16 protein-coding genes are annotated in these 15,504 nt (G+C 29.9%); 10 read left to right on the top strand and 6 right to left on the bottom strand.

The features are described from left to right. Positions 1 to 110 precede the first annotated feature (110 nt). The 5 genes from ATE90_RS03325 (at position 111) to ATE90_RS03305 (ending at position 3,807) form a co-directional block, all read left to right on the top strand. Positions 111 to 512: a hypothetical protein gene (locus ATE90_RS03325; RefSeq protein WP_036783905.1), complete on the top strand. Its 402-nt coding sequence runs from the start codon at positions 111 to 113 to the stop codon at positions 510 to 512. Positions 513 to 540: 28 nt separating this feature from the next. Then, the gene (gene pdxH / locus ATE90_RS03320; RefSeq protein ID WP_036783903.1) at positions 541 to 1,188 is read left to right on the top strand and encodes a pyridoxamine 5'-phosphate oxidase; all 648 of its coding nucleotides are present in this window, start codon (positions 541 to 543) and stop codon (positions 1,186 to 1,188) included. A 31-nt stretch (positions 1,189 to 1,219) separates the two neighbouring features. Then, entirely contained in the window at positions 1,220 to 1,708 is a 489-nt protein-coding gene (locus tag ATE90_RS03315) for a SixA phosphatase family protein (RefSeq protein ID WP_036783901.1), read from the top strand. 6 nt (positions 1,709 to 1,714) lie between these two features. Beyond that, positions 1,715 to 2,611 (top strand): Ppx/GppA phosphatase family protein, encoded by an 897-nt coding sequence (locus ATE90_RS03310; RefSeq protein ID WP_036783899.1) that lies wholly within the window; start codon positions 1,715 to 1,717, stop codon positions 2,609 to 2,611. Between the two features lie 95 nt (positions 2,612 to 2,706). Beyond that, a complete protein-coding gene (locus ATE90_RS03305; RefSeq protein WP_036783897.1) occupies positions 2,707 to 3,807 on the top strand; it encodes an OmpA family protein in 1,101 nt (366 codons plus the stop codon). Between the two features lie 66 nt (positions 3,808 to 3,873). Here the strand turns inward: ATE90_RS03305 and ATE90_RS03300 are convergent, their stop codons facing one another. Together ATE90_RS03300 and lpxK are read right to left on the bottom strand one after the other, a co-directional pair. After that, positions 3,874 to 4,362, bottom strand: a complete 489-nt coding sequence (locus ATE90_RS03300) for a thioredoxin family protein (protein WP_036783894.1) — start codon at positions 4,360 to 4,362, stop codon at positions 3,874 to 3,876. Positions 4,363 to 4,512: 150 nt separating this feature from the next. Continuing rightward, on the bottom strand, positions 4,513 to 5,538 hold the full coding sequence (gene lpxK, locus ATE90_RS03295; RefSeq protein WP_036783892.1) for a tetraacyldisaccharide 4'-kinase: 1,026 nt from the start codon (positions 5,536 to 5,538) through the stop codon (positions 4,513 to 4,515). A 53-nt stretch (positions 5,539 to 5,591) separates the two neighbouring features. Here lpxK and ATE90_RS03290 point away from each other — a divergent pair, with 53 nt between their 5' ends. Both ATE90_RS03290 and ATE90_RS03285 read left to right on the top strand, forming a co-directional pair. Next, complete coding sequence (locus ATE90_RS03290) at positions 5,592 to 6,686, top strand: Nif3-like dinuclear metal center hexameric protein (RefSeq protein ID WP_101450799.1); 1,095 nt, start codon at positions 5,592 to 5,594, stop codon at positions 6,684 to 6,686. 2 nt (positions 6,687 to 6,688) lie between these two features. Next, positions 6,689 to 7,462, top strand: a complete 774-nt coding sequence (locus ATE90_RS03285; RefSeq protein ID WP_036783891.1) for a zinc ribbon domain-containing protein — start codon at positions 6,689 to 6,691, stop codon at positions 7,460 to 7,462. 72 nt (positions 7,463 to 7,534) lie between these two features. Here ATE90_RS03285 and ATE90_RS03280 read toward each other — a convergent pair whose 3' ends face one another. The 4 genes from ATE90_RS03280 to ATE90_RS03265 all read right to left on the bottom strand — a co-directional run bounded on the left by ATE90_RS03280 (position 7,535) and on the right by ATE90_RS03265 (position 12,330). Further along, positions 7,535 to 9,553 (bottom strand): DUF349 domain-containing protein, encoded by a 2,019-nt coding sequence (locus ATE90_RS03280; RefSeq protein ID WP_101450797.1) that lies wholly within the window; start codon positions 9,551 to 9,553, stop codon positions 7,535 to 7,537. Positions 9,554 to 9,659: 106 nt separating this feature from the next. After that, the gene (locus ATE90_RS03275; protein ID WP_036783889.1) at positions 9,660 to 10,418 is read right to left on the bottom strand and encodes a shikimate dehydrogenase family protein; all 759 of its coding nucleotides are present in this window, start codon (positions 10,416 to 10,418) and stop codon (positions 9,660 to 9,662) included. Beyond that, on the bottom strand, positions 10,399 to 11,406 hold the full coding sequence (locus ATE90_RS03270; RefSeq protein ID WP_101450795.1) for a DUF368 domain-containing protein: 1,008 nt from the start codon (positions 11,404 to 11,406) through the stop codon (positions 10,399 to 10,401). Before ATE90_RS03270 ends, ATE90_RS03275 begins: the two co-directional genes overlap by 20 nt. Further along, positions 11,407 to 12,330: a DUF368 domain-containing protein gene (locus ATE90_RS03265; RefSeq protein WP_036783885.1), complete on the bottom strand. Its 924-nt coding sequence runs from the start codon at positions 12,328 to 12,330 to the stop codon at positions 11,407 to 11,409. Between the two features lie 173 nt (positions 12,331 to 12,503). Here ATE90_RS03265 and ATE90_RS03260 point away from each other — a divergent pair, with 173 nt between their 5' ends. The 3 genes from ATE90_RS03260 (at position 12,504) to ATE90_RS03250 (ending at position 15,504) form a co-directional block, all read left to right on the top strand. Next, entirely contained in the window at positions 12,504 to 13,070 is a 567-nt protein-coding gene (locus ATE90_RS03260; RefSeq protein ID WP_036783882.1) for a Crp/Fnr family transcriptional regulator, read from the top strand. 84 nt (positions 13,071 to 13,154) lie between these two features. Further along, positions 13,155 to 14,522 (top strand): TolC family protein, encoded by a 1,368-nt coding sequence (locus tag ATE90_RS03255; protein WP_036783880.1) that lies wholly within the window; start codon positions 13,155 to 13,157, stop codon positions 14,520 to 14,522. A gap of 22 nt (positions 14,523 to 14,544) precedes the next feature. Then, positions 14,545 to 15,504: an HlyD family secretion protein gene (locus ATE90_RS03250; protein ID WP_180335165.1), complete on the top strand. Its 960-nt coding sequence runs from the start codon at positions 14,545 to 14,547 to the stop codon at positions 15,502 to 15,504.

Raw genomic sequence — 15,504 nt, 5'->3', positions numbered from 1 at the left:
TGAAGGAGAAGAGCTGTTAATTCAGCTCTTTTTTTTTTGCAAAAAATGAAAATTCAAAAAGTTGAAGAATTCTTTTTAATAAATTATATTTGTTTCACATAAAATATAGAATGAAGACAAATATCTTTTTATTTATCATTTTATCCTCAACAGCAATGTTAAGTCAATTTAAAGTTAAAGGTTATTTTAAAGGTGAAATAAATTTAACTTATAAACTTTCTGAAAATTTGCAAGCAAAACAACGTGTTCAAGATAATTTAGGAATTGAATTTAATTCAGCTTTATGGCTATTAAAAAAAATCCTTTACATAGAAGAATACAATTTAAATACAGGTGCAGAAGTTTCTAACCTCCCATTTCATTTTAGTAATATTGACTTTTTCGAAAGTTATTTTTTACCAATTCCATTAGAAATTATATCCTTTAATAAAATAAAATCTTTTGGATTCTTATTAGAAAGTACATTCCGTTTTTCTGATATTGTAATGCATCCGAGGTTAGAAACTCAATAGGAATTAGATATATTTTTAAATAAAATAAATGTTAAAAGACTTAAGTAATTATCGAAAATCTTACAAAAAAAAAGAACTCTTAGAAAGCAATTGTCCAGAAAACCCCATACAATTATTTCAAACATGGTTTTTAAATGCAGATAGTTCTGAGGCCGTTGATGAAAGTAATGCCATGACCATTGCATCTATTGGTTTAGATGGGTTTCCTAAAAACAGAGTTGTATTGTTAAAAAAATATACTTGGGAAGGTTTTATTTTTTACACTAACTATAATTCAGAAAAAGGAGAAGCTATTGCTCATAACAATCATATTTGTTTGTCTTTTTTTTGGGCAGGTTTAGAACAGCAAATTATTATAAAGGGAAAAGCCGAAAAATTACCAGATAATTTATCTGATGGTTACTTTGAATCCAGACCAGATGGAAGCAAATTAGGAGCCTGGGCCTCTAACCAAAGTAAAGTTGTTTCATCCAGAGAGGAACTAGATAAAAACTTATCATCTTATGAAAAAAAGTTTGAAGGAAAAGAAATTTTAAGGCCCAAACATTGGGGAGGGTATTTAGTACGTCCGATTTCTATAGAATTTTGGCAAGGTAGACCCAATAGAATGCATGATAGAATAAGGTATTCTTTACAAAAAGATTTTTCTTGGAAATTAGAGCGGTTATCGCCTTAATTTTTATATTTACATTTCAACAATCATTTTAATGAAAACGATATATATAGTTCGTCATGCAAAATCTTCTTGGGAGTATAAAGGAATAGAAGATATCGATAGACCTTTAAAGAAGCGCGGAATTAAAGATGCTCATTTATTGTCTAAGATCTTATCAAACAAAATTTCTAGACCCGATGTTTTTGTTACTAGTAGCGCAAATAGAGCTTTACACACGGCTGTAATTTTTTGTGAGAATTTCGAATATCCCTTATCAAACTTAAAAATTAGACGCCAACTGTATAGTTTTAGTGATGGTTACCTGGTAAAAACGGTAAAAGCGCTTGATGATGGTTTTAGCACGGCAATTATTTTTAGTCATGACCACGGTATCAACACATTTGTAAATAAATTTGGTAATAAACCAATAGCCCATGTACCCACGTGTGGTGTCATCGGAATTCAATTTGACGAAAAGCACTGGAAAAATATCAAAAAAGGAAAAACTATTTTATCTGAATCACCTAAAAATCATAAATAGAAAAAATTGTTAGAAATAAAAAAATATGGTGCTATAGATATAGGTTCCAACGCAATAAGATTACTTGTCTCTAACGTTATTGTTGAAAAAGGTAAAGACCCACAATTTAAAAAATCTTCTTTAGTACGCGTACCAATTCGATTAGGTGCAGATGCTTTTGTAAGTGGTAATATTAGCGCAGCGAATACCGAAAGAATGATTGATGCTATGGAAGCTTTTAAATTACTTATGAAAGTTCATAATGTAGAAAAATATAAAGCCTGTGCTACTTCCGCAATGAGAGAAGCAAAAAATGGTATTGAAGTTGCTGATGAAATTTTAAAAGAGACTGGAATTAAAATTGATATTATAGGGGGAAAAGAAGAAGCCGCTATTATTTCATCTACAGATTTAAATGATTTAATAGAAGGAGATAATTCTTATTTATATGTTGACGTAGGAGGTGGAAGTACAGAGTTTACCGTTTTTTCTAGAGGTAAAATCGTTAATTCCAAATCTTTTAAAATGGGAACAGTTCGCTTACTGAAAAATAAAAAAGCTATAAATAAAGAAATTTTTGAGGATGTAGAAAAATGGATTAAAAAGAATACTAAAAATCTGAAAAAAGTTTCCTTAATTGGCTCTGGTGGTAACATTAACAAACTCTTTAAAATGTCTGGCAGAACTGAAGGGAAGCCAATTTCTTTTATTTACTTAAACGCCCAATATCAGTTTTTAAAACAAATGAGTTATCAAGAAAGGATATCGGAATTAAGCTTAAACCCAGACAGAGCTGATGTTATTATACCTGCTACAAAAATTTATTTATCTGCAATGAAATGGAGTGGAGCGACAAAAATATATGTTCCCAAAATTGGTCTTTCGGACGGAATTATTAAAAGTTTGTTTTACAATAAGCTATAATTTCTAGTTATTTCCTTATCGTTTATAAATGTTTTTTATTACATTTGGCACATTGTTTATTTATTTTAAATGTATTCTTCCTAATGTTTAATTGTATGAAAAAAATCTTATTCAGTATCACTTTTCTAATGATGGCTACTGTTACTTTTGGGCAAGATTTACCTGAGAACCCAGAGCCAGGAAAGTGTTACGTTCGTTGTAAAACTCCAGACATTTACAGAAACGAAACGATTAATGTTGCAGTTTCACCAGAGTACAAAAAAATTACTACATACCCGGCACAATACAGAACTATTCAAGAAAAAGTTTTGACTAAAGAAGCTGGTGAAGAAGTTCTAATAGTTCCTGCCGTTTGGGGAACTCAAGAAGTGACTTATTACAGAAAAGAAGATGGTTCAAGATTAGAAGTTCGGGAAGCTATTTTTAATCAAGGTTTTGAAACTGTAGAAACAAGGGCAGCCTCTGCAAGTTGGGAAATGAGTGAAAAAATGGCAGGTTGTGATTCTGATGATCCTGATGATTGTAGATACTGGTGTTATAAACCTATGCCTGCTGAGTTCAAAACAATGCCCGTAGAGAAATTATTGAGTGATGCAATGACCTTAAAAATTCCTCTTCCAGGAATAAGAGAAACATATAAAAGGAAGGTTATGGTAAAAAGACCCTCGACCTCTATAGTTCAAACTGAACCTGAATATATATCTATTGAAAAAACGATACTGGTAAAAGATGCTTTTACTGAAGAGATAACAATTCCCGCTGTTTATCGATCTATCACAAAACAAATATTAGTTAAACAAGGAGGATTGACCTCATGGAAAGCAGTGGATTGTAAGTTAGTAAACAACACTCCATTACCTATAAATTGGGATTTTTCTAGTGCTACTTTAAATGAAGGTGCGAAACAAATTATTGACGCTAGGTTATTACCAATCCTAAACGATGGTGTTGCTGTTTTTATTGAATCTCATACCGACATGAGGGGAACGAAAAGAGAAAACCAAAATTTATCTGACAGAAGAGCAAAAGCGGTAACTGATTATATTATCTCTAAAGGTATTAATGCTTCGCAGTTATATGCCAAAGGTTTTGGAGAATCTAGATTATTAAATAAATGTTCTGATGGAATTGTTTGTTCTGAAGCAGAGCACTCCATAAATAGGAGAACAACATTTAGAGTCGTGAATCAAAAATAAATTATTTTTCATATCATACAACAAAAACGAAGCAATTACTGCTTCGTTTTTTTTTATTATATAGCTTTAGTATTTATTAATTTCCGATTGTAAAAACTGATAATAGTATTCAGTCATAATATAACCTTTTTTCTCTGCAATTTTTTTCCCTCTATGATTAACGATCATTAATGTTGGAAAAGAGTTGACTCTATATTTTTTTTGAATAATTTTATTTTCTTTCATTCTATCTGGTGAAATAATATCTAATCTTCTAGGAATATCAACTTCTAAAAGAATTAAATCTTCTTCAGCTAATGCTTTAAATTTTTCTGTATGAAATAAATCCTTATCCAAAACCTTGCAAGGTCCACACCAATCTGAACCCGTGAAATAAATTAAAACTGGTTTTTTTTCTCTTTTAGATTTCTTTAATGCTTCTTTATAAGTTGGCATCCAATTTAATTTAACCTCATTACTCTTTGCATACTCAGAAACTGATAAAAGGCTGTCCTGTGCAAAATAAACTTGAGTTGTGAATAGATAAATAATAAAAGCGAAAACCAATTTCCTCATAATAAACATTGTTTAATCAAAAGTATCAAAAATAATACCAATTATAAAAACTTAAATTGTGACTTCATAAACTTTATTGTGTCGAAAAAGTGTTCGGTAATCTTAAAAGAATACTTCTAACAACAATCAAAAAAGAAAAAACCGATGTTTTTAGCATCGGTTTTGTTGAATATGGGATTTTATAATTGCATTAAATTTATTTTCTCCATCTAAAAACCGGGTTTTAATTTCTAAAAAAGACAATTCTTTGAGCTTCCTAGAAAGCCTGGTATAATCCTTTTCTGTTGTTAAAATTAGCTTGTTAACAGCACTCATCGCCTCAAATTTTTGTTGAATTTCTTCTATTTCTCTGGATGAAAAATGATGATGATCTGAAAATTTTAAGTGTGTAAACTTGATTTCTTTTTTAGTTAAAAATTCTAATAATGGATTTGGATTCGCAATTCCAGTTATTAGTAATACCTCAATATTTTTTAAATCATCTAAAGATAATTGCTGACTTCCTGATGTTTTATCAGCATAAGAAATTGTCGTAAAATAAACCTCCTTTTTATATCGCTGTAACTTTCTTTTAATCTTATTCTTTTCGACTTCCTTTAAATCAAAAGGACATTTTGTAACTATAATTAAATCTGCTCTTTTCGCTCCTGCTCTACTTTCTCTTAAATTCCCCATTGGTAATAAAAAATCATCAGTAAATAAATCATCGTGCTTCGTTAGCAGAATATAGAAACTTCCTTTTATTTTTCTGTGCTGATATGCATCATCTAACAAGACGACTTCTGGAGCTATCTGCTGTACTAAGTTATTGACACCCTCTACTCTATTCTCATCTACAGCAACAGTAATTTGTGAGAATTTTTTAAAATATTGTAAAGGTTCATCACCGACATCCTTTGCGGTATGATTCTCATTTAAACGCACAAAACCTTTTGTTTTACGCTTATAACCTCTACTTAAAACCGAAATATTGTAAACATCTTTTAATAACCTTACTAAATACTCAATTTGAGGCGTTTTCCCGGTCCCTCCTACACTTAAATTACCAACTACTATTATTGGCGTCTGAAATGAAGTTTCCTTCAAAAAACCACTATTAAAAAAGAAATTACGAATTGAGGTTATCAAATCATATAAAATTGCAAAAGGAAACAATAAAAATCTAACAAATTTCATCAATGTAAAAATACATTAAAATTGTTAACTTTGGTTTTCAATACAATCTTAAAATGACCATAAAAGACATCACAAATTATATTGAAGAATTAGCACCTTTAAACTATGCAGAAGAGTTTGATAATGTTGGTTTGTTAGTCGGTAATTATAACTCAAAAGTTTCTGGTATTTTAGTTACCTTAGATACTTTAGAAGAAACTATAGATGAAGCAATCGCTAAAAAATGCAACTTGATTATTAGTTTTCATCCTATAATTTTTAGCGGATTAAAAAAAATAAATGGTAATTCTTATGTAGAAAGAGTCGTTTTAAAAGCGATTAAAAATGATATTGCTGTTTATGCAACTCACACCGCTTTAGACAATTCTAAAAATGGCGTTTCTGCAAAAATATGTGCAGTTTTAGGACTGCAAAAAACTAAAATCTTAATTCCAAAAAAAGGAATTATAAAAAAGCTCACAACTTACGTTCCTGCAAAAAATGCAGATGCTTTAAAAAATTCTCTATTTTTAGCAGGTGCAGGAAATATTGGTAATTACGATAATTGTTCGTTTACTATTTTAGGAGAAGGCACTTATAAAGGGAACGAAGCATCCAATCCTGTTTTAGGTGAAAAAGGAAAACTTCATACAGAAAAAGAAATAAAAATTTCGGTTGTCTTTGAAAGCAAAAATGAAGCTGCTATTTTAAAAGCTTTAAAAGAAAATCATCCTTATGAAGAAGTAGCCTACGAAATTGTAACTACGGAAAATGTACATCAAAATATTGGCATGGGAATGATTGGTGAATTATCATCAGAAATGGAAGAAAAAGATTTTCTATTATATTTAAAAAAAACCATGAAAACAGACTGTATTAGACATTCTGCCTTGATCCACAAAAAAATAAAAAAAGTAGCCGTTTTAGGGGGTTCCGGGAGTTTTGCAATTTCTAATGCTAAAAAAGCTGGAGCAGATGCTTATGTAAGTGCAGATTTTAAATATCATGAGTTTTTTAAAGCAGAAAATAGCATACTTTTGGCAGATATTGGACATTATGAAAGCGAACAGTTTACAAAAAACCTTTTAGTCGATTATCTTACAAAAAAAATTAGTAATTTCGCAGTCATTTTATCAGAAAAAAGTACAAATCCTATTTATTACATATAAACATGGCAAAAAAGAAAGAAGTTTCAGTTGAAGAGAAATTAAGAGCATTATATGATTTACAATTAATTGACTCTAGAATTGACGAAATTAGAAACGTAAGAGGAGAGCTCCCTTTAGAAATTGAAGATTTAGAGGATGAAGTTGCCGGTTTAAATACGAGAGTTTCTAATTTAAACGAAGATGCTACAAATTTAGAAACAGACATCAACAACAAAAAATTAGCCATAGAAGAATCTAAGGTTCTAATGAAAAAGTATGATGAGCAACAACAGAAAGTTAGAAATAACAGAGAGTTTGATTCTTTGTCTAAAGAAATTGAATTTCAAGATTTAGAAATTCAATTGGCTGAAAAAAGAATTACTGAATTCAAGGCCAAAATTGCTCAAAAAAATGAAGTAATTGACGCTACTAAAGAGAAGTTAGATCGACAAGAACAACATTTAGGTCATAAAAAATCTGAATTAGATGCAATCTTAAAAGAAACAGAAAAAGAAGAGGAACTTTTAATTAAAAAGTCTGCTGAATATTCTGAGTCTATAGACGCTCATTTATACACAGCTTATAAAAGAATTAGAACTAAAGTTAAAAACGGTTTAGCAGTAGTTGCAATAGAACGTGGAGCTTCTGGAGGATCTTATTTCACTATTCCACCGCAAGTTCAATTAGAAATTGCAAATAGAAAGAAAATAACTATTGACGAGCATAGTGGTCGTATCTTAGTTGATGCTGCATTAGCTGCTGAAGAAAAAGAAAAAATCGATAAATTATTTTCTTAATCTCAGATTATAAATTCATAAAAAAACTCGAAGCTAAAGCTTCGAGTTTTTTTATGTTTTAAATTAAACGGATTAGTAGTCTAACTTTTTAATATAACTTAATTTTTGCTTCCAAATTAATAAGTCCGCTTTAAATTCATTCACTCTATTTCGAACATTTAAAACTAAAGGGTTGTCTGCTTTGGCATTCGAGAAAAAGCCCAAGTTATTTTCTAATTGTTGAATTTCTCTAACAACTTCATCAATCTTTTTTCTAACGAACATTTGTTCTGAGTCTAACTTTCTAAAATCTTCATCTGCAAGGAAAATATCCACAGCATTTGTAAACTTAAGCATCACTATTTCATTCTTATCTAAAGATAAACCATCGAACATTCTATCAATTTGCTTATTAAATTTACCTTCCAAATGACGAACATTTCTTGGCAAACTACCTAATTTTTTCCAGTTATTAACTGCTTCTAAAATTGCTTCTTTTGTAACTTCTTTGCTTTCTTTTAAAGCTTCTAAAAACTCTTTTTTAGCAACAACCACACCTTCTTGTTCTTTGCTAATCGCATTTTTTTGTTGATGGTATCTATCAAAATAATGATTACAAGCTGCTTTAAAACGTTTCCAAATATCATCAGAAAACTTACGAGGAACATGCCCAATATTTTTCCAATCTGCTTGTACCTTTTTCATCGCATTCGTTGCCATGTCCCAATCCTCAGTATCTTTTAACGATTCTGCATATTCTATTAAAGCAATTTTGTTTTTTAAATTTTCTTGTTGCTCACCTTTTTCTTCCTTATAGAAAACATTTTTGGCAGCATTAAATTTCTTTGTGGCGTTTTTAAATTTTTGCCAAACTTCCTCACTTTTAGAATAAGGCAATTTACCAGCATTAAAATATTTCTGTCTTAGCTCCTCAATATCTTTAATACTTTTCTGCCAATCATTGTGCGTTTTATTTTTAGATGTATCATACGCATCAATTGTCGCAATAATCGCTATTTTATCATCAATAATTTCTTGATATTTAGAACGCATTTCTTTGAAATAATCATGTCTTTTGTCATGAATTTTTTTAGTAGCTGCACTAAATTTTTTCCAAATTTCTTCACGCATTTCTTTTGCTACAGGACCTACATCTTCTTTCCAAGACTTATGCAGCTCTTGTAATTCATTAGAAGCGAAATTAATATCACTCTCATTTCCTAAAGCCTCTGCTTTCGCTATGATCTTTAATTTTTCTTCTAAATTATGTTTGAAATCTAAATCTCTAAAATCGTTACTTAAATGTAATAAATCATAAAAACGTTCTACATGATGATGATAGGTTTTCCAAGTGTCATTATAATGACTTTTTGGCACAGCACCAATCGAACGCCAAGTATCCTGAATCACTTTAAATTTATTATACATTGTAGAAGTGTCTGCTTCTTCAATTAAGTGCTTTAAATTATCAATTACTTGAACACGTTTTTCTAAGTTTTCCTTTAATTGCTTTTCTATATTATTGTAATAAGCATCTCTGTTTTTCTTATGTTCTGATAATAACTTGTTGTATTCTGATTTTAAAGGACTAGAAAATTGAAAATCTATAGAATTTCCTCCTTCTTCGAGAAAAGCCGCTTTTTTTTCTGCTAATAATGCTCCAAATTTTAAATTGAATGCATTTTTTATGCCGTCTACTTGCGATTTTATTTTCTGAACAGGATTATCAGATAACGTTTTTTCTAATGTTGATACCAATTCTTCTAAAGTAAATGCAGCATAATCTACAACCGAAACTTCTTCTTCTTTAGATGCTGATTTTTCAGCATTTTCTGCTACAGATTTCTCAATTTCATCAACAGCTTCTGTTATTTCATCTACTTTTACAGTCGTTGGTAATTCCTCCTTATCATCCTCTTCTTCTACAACTTCTACATCTTTCACTATCGGATTCTTAATTTCATCAACAACTTCAGAAGGCTTATCTGTTCCATCCACATCTTTAGTTATAAAGTCTTCTACTTTTTCTTCAGAATTAGAAGAAGTGATAATCACTTTTTCTTCAGAATTTACTTCGTTTTTCTCAACGTTTTCTTCATTATTATCTAACATATCTACAATGTTTAAGGTCGTTATACTGCTATACTTATATTGCCCATAAAGATACAGACAACTTACAAAAGCTACAAGTTTACTTTATAACAAATTTTATGACCTATTAGCGCGCATTATTCCAAATTCTCCAAGATTCTTCTGCCTGTAATTCAAGCATTTCAAATCCGTTTTTGATAGCAGCTCCTTTTTCTTTTCCTTTGGATAAAAAAGTAGACACTTCTGGATTGTATATCAAATCAAATAACAAATGCTTTTCTGTTAAATATTGATAAGGAATATTAGGACATTTTTCTATATTTGGTGCAGTTCCTAGAGGTGTACAATTAATAATTACTGAATACTTTTGAAGTACCTCTTGTGTTAAACTATCGTAGGATATTTCTTTTTTTCCTTCGGGGCTTCTAGAGACAAATTTATATTTAATGTTATTCTTTTTTAACACAAAAGCAATGGCTTTAGAGGCTCCTCCTGTTCCTAAAATCAATGCTTTATTATGATGTTTTTTAAGGAGTGGTTTGATGGAGTTCTCAAAACCGACAACATCAGAATTGTATCCCTTTAAATTTCCTCTTTTCGTAAATTTGATGGTATTTACAGCTCCTATTTTTTTGGAAGTTGTATCTAATTTATCTAAATATTTTATAACCTCTTCTTTGTAAGGAATTGTTACATTAAGCCCTTTTAAATTTTGTTCTTTATTAATTATTGAAGGAAAATCTTCTATCTGCTGAATATCAAAATTTACGTATTTATTTTTTTTAAAATTTAACGCTTTAAACTTCTCTGTAAAAAATCCCCTTGAAAATGAATAGGAAATATTTTTCCCTAACAATCCAAAAACGCTACTTTCTTTTTCTTTCATAATAATCTATTGCTAAAATTAAACCAATACCAAAAAAGATAAAAAAGATTGCTAAAAGCGTATCTAAACTATTTAATTCGGGTATAAATCGTTCATAATTTTTAATTATTTTATTTCCTTTTTGATCCAATAAGAAATTTCCATTACTTGTAACATATATTTTATTTTTCCATGGCCAAACAATACCTAAAGAACCTGTTATAAAACCAATAATAATTGCATTCACAATTTTATTCCAACGTTTTAAAACATACCCTAAAATATGTGATAAAGAAACCAAACCAAAAGCAGAACCCCCCGTAAAAACAGCTATAATTTTTAAATATCTTATTTTAATAGGATCTGATAAAACCTCAAAATTACCAGAGAGAAGACTTGAAAAAACATTTAGTAATACATTTACCGAGTCTACTAAAAGCAATACATAATTACCTAATAAAATTAAGATAAATGACCCAGAAAGCCCAGGAAGTGTCATCCCTGAAACACCGATAATTCCACAAATAAACACAAACCAAAGGTTATCATTTTCTCGAGCAGGGGTTAAAAAACTAATTCCTAATCCTATCAAAGCACCGATGATTAATGAGATTCTATTTCTAGTATTCCAAGTGCCAAAATCTTTACCAATATAATAAATGGAACCTATAATCATTCCAAAAAACCAACTCCAAACATAGAGCTCGTAATTCTCTAAAAAATAATCCAAAACTAGAGAAACACTGAAGTAACTAAAAATACTCCCTCCAATTATTAAAAATAAAAATGGACCATTTACATATGCGTAAAAACTCTTAAAACGTCCGTTAAAAAGTAACTTAAAAGCTTTTAAATTTATCTTTCTAAAGGAATAAATTAATTCTTCATAAAAACCAAAAACAAAAGATACGGTTCCACCAGAAACTCCGGGAACTTTATTTGCAGCTCCCATTACCAAACCTTTAAAAAAAAGGCTTAATTTCTGCAAAAAAGTTCTTTCTCGATGCATTTATTGTTTTTTAACTGCCAATTTTTCCATCAATAAAATTAACCCAAATCCAATAGTTGCTAAAATTATTGCCATTGTTAATTCCGCTTCTCCAACATAAGAAAAAGGCGAAACACTCTGTTGATTAAATGGCACTTCTACTCCATGAGAGTTTGTGCGCCAAGTTAACGTTTCTTTCCAAGGCCAAATTTTATTTAAAGAACCAATTATAAACCCTGTTAAAACTGCTAACGTATAATTTTTATAATGGGTAAATAGCCATTTCAAGACTTTAGAAAAAGCAAGTAACCCTATTATTGCTCCAAAACCTACAGCAGCAACTGTTTTGTAATCTCTATCATTTACAGCCGCTAAAACAGGTTTATATGCTCCTAAAAGAACTAAAATAAATGCTCCTGAAATACCAGGTAAAATCATTGCGCAAATTGCAATAGCACCCGCAATAAACATAAATAATATTGAAGAATTTTCTGAGACTAAAGGATTTAAAGTCGTTATATAATACGCTAAAAACGAACCTAAAATGAGTGCCAGAATAGCTACAAAATTCCATTTTGTAATTTGTTTGGCAATATAAATAACACTGGCTAATACTAAACCAAAAAAGAAAGACCAAAGCAAAACCGGTTCATTCTCTAATAAGTACTTTATTGCTTTAGCTAAAGAAACAATACTTACAAATATGCCTATAAAAAGAGATAGTAAAAAATTACCATTAACTTCTTTCCAGGCTGCCTTAAACCCATCCTGCTTTAAGGTTTTTAGTAAGTCAAAATTTACATTACTAATAGAACCTAAAAGCTCTTCATAAATGCCAGAAATAAATGCAATTGTACCTCCAGAAACACCAGGTACTACATCTGCTGCTCCCATAGCCATTCCTTTTAAGCCAATTACTAAATAATCTTTAAGATTTCTACTCATCGTATGTTCTGTTTTTTTTTTAAACGAAGATAGTAGAAATTTGAATAAAAATTGAAATCTCCTTTTTAAATTAGTTTGCTTCTAAACTTATTATTGGATAACTTAGCTACCTTCACTTTTTTAATACAAAAACCATCATTTTATTCTAGCCCACATATATTAATTCATATTTTATGATTATTACAAAATTTCTAATAGCAGTAGTACCCTTTTCTGAAGACGAACTTAAAGATATAATACCTCATTTTGAAAAAGAAAGTGTCAAAAAAAATGAGCTTTTGAGCAAGGAAGGCCAAGTTTGTAATAAGCTCTATTTTATAGAAAAAGGTATGGGCAGAAGTTATTATATAAAAAAAGATGGAAAAGAAATTACACAATGGTTTTTTGGAGAAGGTCAATTTATGGCAAGTGCTGAAAGTTTTTTTAAACAAAGTCCGAGTTTTTATTATTTAGAAATTTTAGAAGATGCAACTCTTTATAGCATATCTTATGAAAAGATGGAAATACTCTTAGATAAATATCACAGAATGGAAAAATTTATCAGATTATTATCTACAGATATATTTATAAAAATTACGAATAAATTGAATGCTATTCAATTTCATACCGCCAAAGAACGCTATAATTATATGCTCTCTGAATTTCCAGATATTGCACATCGCATCTCTTTGGGTCATATTGCGTCATACCTTGGAATGACACAAGAAACACTTAGTCGTATTAGAAGAAATGATTTTTAACCTCAATGTAAGTTTCACTTTTTGATCTAAGTCAAATGATAATCATTGGAAACTAATATCTTTGCATTTTAAAAAATATTTGCAATGAACAAAAGTAATCGAAGATTAAGTATCTTCTTAATCGCTGCTATAGGAATTTCATCTTTTTCTTCGGCCCAACAATTAGAACCAATTTTAAAAGAGCTTATACAGAAAGGCTTAGAAAAAAGTCATGCTATTAATATCCATAATTTAGATAGTAAACAGGCGAAAGTTGATCAAAAATTAGCAAAAGTAGTTTTCCTTCCTAAAGTTACTTTTAATTCTAGCTTTACAAGATTAGATAATGATATTACGTTTGATGATGATACTCAAAATTTATTAATTGCTACCCAAAAACTGCTTATAAAAGAAGCTATTGGTATTCCGTTTAATGATGCTCTTCCAAACAACATTCCTTTATCCGAGATCCCTAACCTACAAAGCAAAAATATATTAAAATCTTCAGTAGATGTAGATTGGATTCTATTTAGTGGTTTTGAAGCTACTAATGCCTATAAAGCCAGCAAGCACAAAGAAGCTTCATTGAATTATGTTGTTATTGCAAAAAAAGATAAAATAGCTTTAAAAATAATAGAGACGTACGATAAATTGGCCCTCGTTTGCGCTTCAAAACGAGTATTAATCAGTTCGAAAAAATACTTAGATGAACAAGAATATTATGTGAAAAAAGCAATAAAAAACGGTTTAGCAATTCCTTTAAACCGAAAAAAAATTGAATTAGCTAAACAACAATTAGCAGCTAAACAATTAGAATACAATCATAATAAATCCTTATTAGTGGAAGTACTCTATCAACTTACTGGTGAAAATAGAAAAAGTTTATCCTTAGTAAATCCAACACTTCGATCATTTTCAACTGAATTTTCGAATCCTGAAAAACGAAATGAAATTAAAGCTTTAGAAGAAGCCGAAAAAGCGACAATCTTCAAGGCGAAAATGGAGAAAAGTAATTTTATTCCTAAAATTGCTTTAAAAGGGCATTATGAATTTATAGAAGAAGATTTATCACTATTAGATCCAAAATGGTATGTTGGGGTAGGCATCCAATGGAATGCTTTTGATGGCTTTAAATCAAAATTAAAAAGCATAAAAACTAAAATCGAAAGTAAAAAATATAGAGCTCAAATAGACAATGCGAATGAGATGATTGCGCTTAGTATCATGAAAGCGGAATTATCTTATGAAGCTGCTCTTGAAAACACCAAAATAATTAAAAAAGAAATTGAGCTAACAAGTGACACTTATGAGATGATTAATAAACAATATAAAAATAATCTTACATCCATAAATGATGTTTTAGACGCTTTAAATGATTTAGAAAAAGCCAGTTTTAAATTACAAAATTCCTTTTACAACGAAAGAAGAGCAATTACTAATTTATTGCATGCTAAGGGAATTCTTAAATACTAATACAACTTAAAGAAATAAAAAAATGAAATTAATTAGAAACCTATTTATTATCAGTCTTACAGTGCTAACGATAAGTGCATGCGGTAATGACGAAAAAATAAGTTACAACAGAGGAAAAGTAAAATTTGAAACGATTTCTATAAGTGGTAAACTAGCAGGGCGTGTGTCCAAAATATATATAAAAGAAGGAGAATCTGTAAAAAAGGGAGATACCCTGGCTTTATTAGATATTCCAGAAATAAATGCTAAAATGATGCAAGCAGAGGGTGCCGTAACTGCAGCGACAGGTTTGCTAAATATGGCTTCTAATGGTGCAACGCTAGAGCAAATGGATCAAATAAATGGAAAAATAGATGCTAGTAAAGCACAATTAAAATTTGCACAAAAATCTTACAATAGATTGCAAAAAATGTATGCCGATTCACTTATTAGTTTGCAACAATTTGATGAAGTAAAAATGAAACGTGATATGGCTAAAGCACAAGTTTCTGCTTTAGAAGCAAAACGAAATGAGGTTCATAAAAGTGCAAGAACTGAGCAATTAGACCAAGCTAAAGGTCAACTAAAAAGAGCTATGGGAGCCAAACAAGAGGTGCTTACTGCAGCCAATGAAAAACTTATAATTGCACCAGCAGATATGTCTATTGAAACTATTAGTTTACAAGAAGGAGAATTACTAACACCTGGATACGTTTTATTTAATGGATATAAAAAAAACAGTGTCTTTTTTAGATTTACAGTGCCTGAATCGAAAGTATATGACTTCGAAGTTGGCAAATCACTCATACTTACAAACCCGTTTACTAAAGAAGAAGTTACTACAAAAATTGCGAGCATAAAGCAATTAGCACAATATGCAAACATTACAAGCACTGCGCCATTATACGAATTGTCTGAATCTATTTATGAACTAAAAGTAGTTCCAACTTCAGATATTTCTGAACAAAAATTTTATCTAAACGCTACTATTCTTATTAAATAA

Source organism: Polaribacter sp. Hel1_33_96 (assembly GCF_002846595.1).
In the GTDB taxonomy this organism is placed as follows: domain Bacteria; phylum Bacteroidota; class Bacteroidia; order Flavobacteriales; family Flavobacteriaceae; genus Polaribacter.
Note: the sequence above shows the minus strand (reverse complement) of the source record. Positions and strands in the feature narration are given on the sequence as shown.

Excerpts from the sequence above, each read along its gene's own strand:
- ATE90_RS03325 (WP_036783905.1), top strand. The coding sequence starts at position 111 with ATGAAGACAAATATCTTTTTATTTATCATTTTATCCTCAACAGCAATG.
- pdxH (WP_036783903.1), top strand. The coding sequence starts at position 541 with ATGTTAAAAGACTTAAGTAATTATCGAAAATCTTACAAAAAAAAAGAA.
- ATE90_RS03315 (WP_036783901.1), top strand. The coding sequence starts at position 1,220 with ATGAAAACGATATATATAGTTCGTCATGCAAAATCTTCTTGGGAGTAT.
- ATE90_RS03305 (WP_036783897.1), top strand. The coding sequence starts at position 2,707 with ATGAAAAAAATCTTATTCAGTATCACTTTTCTAATGATGGCTACTGTT.
- ATE90_RS03300 (WP_036783894.1), bottom strand. The coding sequence starts at position 4,362 with ATGAGGAAATTGGTTTTCGCTTTTATTATTTATCTATTCACAACTCAA.
- lpxK (WP_036783892.1), bottom strand. The coding sequence starts at position 5,538 with ATGAAATTTGTTAGATTTTTATTGTTTCCTTTTGCAATTTTATATGAT.
- ATE90_RS03290 (WP_101450799.1), top strand. The coding sequence starts at position 5,592 with ATGACCATAAAAGACATCACAAATTATATTGAAGAATTAGCACCTTTA.
- ATE90_RS03285 (WP_036783891.1), top strand. The coding sequence starts at position 6,689 with ATGGCAAAAAAGAAAGAAGTTTCAGTTGAAGAGAAATTAAGAGCATTA.
- ATE90_RS03280 (WP_101450797.1), bottom strand. The coding sequence starts at position 9,553 with ATGTTAGATAATAATGAAGAAAACGTTGAGAAAAACGAAGTAAATTCT.
- ATE90_RS03275 (WP_036783889.1), bottom strand. The coding sequence starts at position 10,418 with ATGAAAGAAAAAGAAAGTAGCGTTTTTGGATTGTTAGGGAAAAATATT.
- ATE90_RS03270 (WP_101450795.1), bottom strand. The coding sequence starts at position 11,406 with ATGCATCGAGAAAGAACTTTTTTGCAGAAATTAAGCCTTTTTTTTAAA.
- ATE90_RS03265 (WP_036783885.1), bottom strand. The coding sequence starts at position 12,330 with ATGAGTAGAAATCTTAAAGATTATTTAGTAATTGGCTTAAAAGGAATG.
- ATE90_RS03260 (WP_036783882.1), top strand. The coding sequence starts at position 12,504 with ATGATTATTACAAAATTTCTAATAGCAGTAGTACCCTTTTCTGAAGAC.
- ATE90_RS03255 (WP_036783880.1), top strand. The coding sequence starts at position 13,155 with ATGAACAAAAGTAATCGAAGATTAAGTATCTTCTTAATCGCTGCTATA.
- ATE90_RS03250 (WP_180335165.1), top strand. The coding sequence starts at position 14,545 with ATGAAATTAATTAGAAACCTATTTATTATCAGTCTTACAGTGCTAACG.